2 protein-coding genes are annotated in these 5,214 nt (G+C 73.1%); both read right to left on the reverse strand.

Going from position 1 to position 5,214, the window contains the following annotated elements; genetic code table 11:
- Window positions 1–42: 42 nt before the first annotated feature.
- On the reverse strand, window positions 43–3,282 hold the full coding sequence (locus QH283_RS07225) for an arabinosyltransferase domain-containing protein (protein WP_280502240.1): 3,240 nt from the start codon (window positions 3,280–3,282) through the stop codon (window positions 43–45).
- A 62-nt stretch (window positions 3,283–3,344) separates the two neighbouring features.
- The coding region (locus tag QH283_RS07230) for an arabinofuranosyltransferase (RefSeq protein WP_280502241.1) at window positions 3,345–5,214 on the reverse strand (1,870 nt) is incomplete at its 5' end.

Genomic DNA, 5,214 nt, shown 5'->3' on the forward strand with positions numbered 1-5,214 from the left:
CCCGATACCGGACGCTTGTCCGGTATCGGGCGGCGTGGCCGGTCAGCGGGCGCGGATCGGCGCGTCGTCGGCGGTGCCGGAGCGGGTGACCGTGGCCGTCTCGATATCCGCGGGCACGGCCTCGGGGATCCACGGAGTGAACCGCTCCAGCGACCCCCAGTCCCGGCGCCAGTCGTGGTCGAGATAGCCGGGCACCGTCTCGGCCTTCAGCAGCAGTCCGGTCCAGCCGAGCGGGCCGCCACCGATGTGGTCCTGCCAGGCGTTCGAGGCGTCCGAGCCGACCCGGTCGGGCAGGATGCGCCACCGCGGCGCCTCGGCCACGCCCGCGTGGTGGTCGAACGGCCGCTGGCAGGGGAACGCCAGGCCGACGTGCCAGTCCAGCAGCACCGGCGCGGTGTCGCCGACCACCGACTGGAGGGTGGCCAGCTCGGGCAGCCGCGGCGGGGTCACGGCCAGCCAGTGCCGCTCGGTGATGTCGTTGTCCACCGCCACCAGGCGCACCGCGTTCACCTCGGCGGGCAGCTCGTCGAGCGGCACCCGCAGATTGCGCCAGGACGGCGCGGGACCGATGTCGAGCGGCATGATCGAGCCGAGCACCGACACCTCGCCGTCGGCGCCGCGCACGCCGTACTCCAGGGTGAGGTCCTGGCCGTAGGTGACCACGCCGTCGGCGTCCACCGAGCGGATGCGGCCCGCGGCGGTGATGACCAGGATGCGGTTGGCCGGGTCGTCGCGGAAGCTGTCGGCGGTCTGATCCAGGCGGTACCAGTGCGTGGTGAGCGCCGCCTGGCGCTGCTCGCCCTCCTGGTAGGAGCCGAGCACCGGGGTGCGGGCCGGGTCGAGGCCGAAGGGCAGCGCGACCGTGCTGCCGTTGACGCCCGCCTGCTCGGTGACGCCGCCGCCGGTGCCCGCGCCGGTGATGTCGGAGGTCTTGTTCTCCTCGCCGCCGCGGTCGACGGTGTTGGCCCCGCCACCCGCGACCTCCTCGGCATCGGCGGTCAGATCGCGCGCCACGCCGTCGGGGGTGAAGTTCTCCACCTCGGCGGCCAGCCCGTCGGCCGGGTCCACGTCGTAGGGCAGCAACAGCGAATCGGCGGTGTTCGTCTCCACCAGCACCTCGTCGGCCAGCGCGCACGGATTGCCCGCCATGGCGGCGATATTGGACTTGGCGATGGAGTAGGCCGGGCTCTGCCCGATCGCGCCCTTGGCCAGCGAGGCCACCTCGAACAGCACCATCAGCGCGGCGGCGACGGTGATGGGCGCGGCGGCCAGGCGGTCGAAGCCGTTGCCGGAGCTGTTCGCCCTCGGGCGGAAGGACAGCCGGTAGTGGTGCCACAGCGCCACCAGCAGGGCCACCGCGGTCAGGCCGAGGAACAGCGTCGACACACCCCTGCCCGCGATCATCGGCGCCTTGTCCCACCACGGCACGCCGTAGCTGGAGACGTACCACCAGCCGTTGGAGCCGGTGAAGGTCACCGCCAGCACGAAGAGCACCGCCGCGGCGAACAGCGCCCTGTTGCGTGGCGAGCGGATGGCCGCCGTGCCCACCGCGACCGCGGCCAGCGCCGCCAGCGAGCCCGCCAGGCCCGCGTAGACGCCGAAGTGGTGGGTCCACTTGGTGGGGGTGAACATCATCAGCAGCAGCGCGCAGAAGACGATGCCGAGGATGCGCACCGACGGCCCGCGCGAGGTGCCGGGGATGCGGCCCTTGCGCAACACCTGCAGCACGCACACCAGCAGCGCCAGCAGCATCAGCAGCACGCCGAAGCGCCGCGCCAGCGAACCGTCCGGGGCCAGCATGAGCAGCGAGTCCCAGCGGGTGCGCTCGTCGAACCAGGCCACGTTCGCCCCGACCAGGGGGCCCACCCTGCTGGCCTCCATGACGGTGGCCAGCGTCTGGTCGGCGAAGACCGCGATCAGCACCAGCGTGCCCGCCGCCAGGCCGGGGGCCAGCAGCGACAGGTAGCCGACCACACCGGTGCCGCGACCGCGCCGGGCGATGATGCGCAGCACCGGCGCCGAGCCGGCGATCAGCGCGGCCACGCAGATCAGGCCGGTCGGCCCGGCGGCCAGCGAGAAGGCGGCGATCAGCACGGCCACCGCGGCGGGCAGCAGGCGGCCGGTGGCCACCGCGCGTTCGATCGAGCACCAGGTCAGCAGCGCGCCCGCGGCGATCAGCGGCTCCGGGCGCAGGCCGTTGTCGTAGGGCAGCCAGAAGGCCAGGAACACCAGGCCCGCGGTCCACAGCGCGATCCTGTTCCTGCGCACCCGCGCGCCGAGACGAGGCAGCACCTCACGGCTGATCACCAGCCAGCACAGGATGCCCGCCAGCAGCGTGGGCAGGCGCATCCACAGGCTCGCCGTGGAGATCTTCGCCATCCACGCCAGCAGCTCGTAGGACCAGCCGAACGGGGCTTCGGGGACGCCGAACCAGCGGTAGTAGTTGGCCATGTAGCCGGAGTGCTCCGAGGCGCGGGCCATGGTGAGGATGTAGCCGTCGTCGGAGGTGTTGGCCCCGATCACGTGCCACAGCAGCAGGGTGCCGATGATCGTGCCGTCGGCGAGAGTGAACCGCGCCCAGTGCGCGGGCAGGAAGCGGCGGGCGCGGCGGCCGTCGGCGGTGTCGAGCAGATGCAGCGCCACCAGCGCCACCAGCGTGCACACCGCCGCGGCGATCATCACCGCCAGCTTGAGCGCGCTCGGCGAGGAGGTGAACCGGGAGTCGATGTCGGCGTGCAGCCGTGCGCCGTCGAGCTGTCCGGCGTCCAGATCGGTGAACACGCCGACCATCTGGGGCCGGATGTCGCGGGTCACGGTGTTGGCGAAGTCCGTTCCGTCCTCGCGCGTGACACCGGTGAACTCGACGGTGGTCGCCGCCTCGTCCGAGCTGATCTCGACCGCGCCGCAGTTCGCGATCTCGGCGACCGGGGCCGACAGCAGCGGCACGTCGCGCTGGACCACCGAGAGCGTGTCGTCGGCGACCGAGACGACCAGGCCCTTGGCGGTGGCCTCCCGGGATGCCGTCGGCACGGTGGTCAGCAGCGTGCCCGCCCCGGAGGTCAGGGTGGCGCACGGCAGCGAGACCTCCACCCGCAGCGGCACATACGACACCAGCGGCGCGGACACGCTCGCCGCGCCCGCCTGCGGCCACTCCAGCGTCGCCTGCTCCTGGCGCACCGGCAACAGCGGCGTCAGCAACGCCAGCAGAAAGCCGAGAAGCCCGGAGACCAGGGCGATCAGGCGGTAACGGGAGAACGCTCTAGTAGCTCGGTCCGGTCGCACGAGGAGTCATGCTAGCCACCCCTCGCGCGCGGGCCCGCCGGGCGAACGCGAACCGGCCCCGCTCAGCGCCGCACGGTGACGAGGGTGAAGGGACCGATGTCGGTGGCGGTGAAGGCCGGGTCGTCGAACAGCGCGCCGGGGAAGCTCACCGTGTAGCGGCGGACGTTCGGGTCGTTCGGGTAGACGTCCTCGGCCAGGCGCAGGGTGTAGTCCTCGCCGCTACGGCGGAACAGGAAGGCGTCGGGGGCGCGCCACGGGCTCTGCGCGAGGGCGTCGAGCAGCTCGGCGGGCGATTCCAGCTCGCTCCACCGCTCGATCAGCGCCGCGCGGGCGGGGAAATCGGCCAGCGGATTGGCATAGTGCGAGGTGAGGCCCTGGAAACCCCAGTAGGGGTAGAAGGCGAGGAAGGTGGTGTCGGCGGTGAGCACCACCGTCTCGTCACGCGGCTTGCCGGTCTGTGCGCGCAGCGTCTCGTCGATCTCGCGATAGTAGGAGGCCGCGCCGGGCGGGCGCTTGTCGGCGCGCTCGCCGTCGCCGTCGGTGTCGGTGTAGGCGGTGTTGATCTCCGGGGTCAGCACGTGCGGGATGTCCTGGGCGAAGGCCACCGCGCCGGTCAGCGCGAGCACCGCCACCGCGGGCCGGAACCGCTCCGGTTCGTTGACGGCCTGGTAGAGCGCCCGCGATCCCTCGGCGAAACCGAAGACGCCCGCCGCGGCCAGCAGGGCCAGCAACGGCGGCTCCAGCCGGAACGACAGCAGCGTGGTGCCGGCCGCGGTGGCCAGCATCGACAGCAGGCACCACAGGTAGATCGCGATCACCCCGACGCCGAGCGCCTGCGCCCGCCGCGAGGTCGCCGCCCGCACCACCAGCCAGATCGTGCCGAGCAGGCACAGCGCGCCCAGCAGGGTGAACTCCAGCATGGGCAGCGGCAGCCGGGCGCCCGCGCGCGGCAGGTAGTGCAGTGCGGTGCCCGACTTCGGGGTGTCGGCGGTCAGCATCTCCAGCAGCACCGGCAGCCACACCGTCGAGGCCACCAGTCCGGCGATCACCGCGATCGCCAGCAGCCGCCCCAGCGGCGCGAGCGCCGCCCGCCAGGCCGGTCCGGCATCGACCGGCGTGCGCCCGCGCCTCGGCCGCGCCGCTTCCCGGCGCGCCCGCACGGCCAGGCCCGCGGCCAGCAGGCCCATCAGCGCCACCGCGAAGGCGGCCACGAGCAGATACAGCGTGTAGAAGGTGGCGGCGAGGCCGAGCAGCAGGCCGGCGCCCACCACCGCGCCCCAACCGCCTGCCGTCCGATCGCCGCCGTGTGGCAGCGGCTGCGGCGCGGGCCGGTGCAGGGCTCCCCAGGCCAGCAGCAGAGTCGGGCCGAGCAGCAGCACGACGACGGCGCTGTAGGCCTCGGGGGAGGCATACGCCACGGTGACGGCGGTGGTGGCCGCGGCGACGCCGATGGCCCAGTCGGTGCGCACCAGCCAGGTCCACAGCACCAGGGCCAGCGCGGCGGCGCAGGACAGCGAGAGGACGGCCCACGGTTTGAAGGTCTCCCAGCCGGCGAGGCCGAGGGCGTCGCCGAAGCGGCCGCCGAGCCAGAACCAGCCCGCCGGGTAGAAGGGCGGGATGTCGGCGTAGGTCATGTCCCGCAGCGCCGGGCTGTCGGTGAGGCGGGTCAGGTACTCGGTGCGGAACTCCTGGTCCACCGAGACGCCGAAGAGATAGAGCTTGGTCGCCGCCAGCGGCATGCCGAGGGTGACCGTGACGAACGCCGAGATCCCGGCCCAGGACAGCAGTTTCGCGACCCACCGCGCCTTGCGCAGCCGCACCAGCGCGATCGCCGTCGCGAGCATCGCCACCGCCGCCACCTGCCCGACCGTGGTCAGCGCCCTGGTCACATTGGAGGCGTTGAAGGCGGGCCACTGCACCTGGGCGAAGGCG

This window comes from Nocardia farcinica (genome assembly GCF_029867845.1).
In the GTDB taxonomy this organism is placed as follows: domain Bacteria; phylum Actinomycetota; class Actinomycetes; order Mycobacteriales; family Mycobacteriaceae; genus Nocardia; species Nocardia farcinica_A.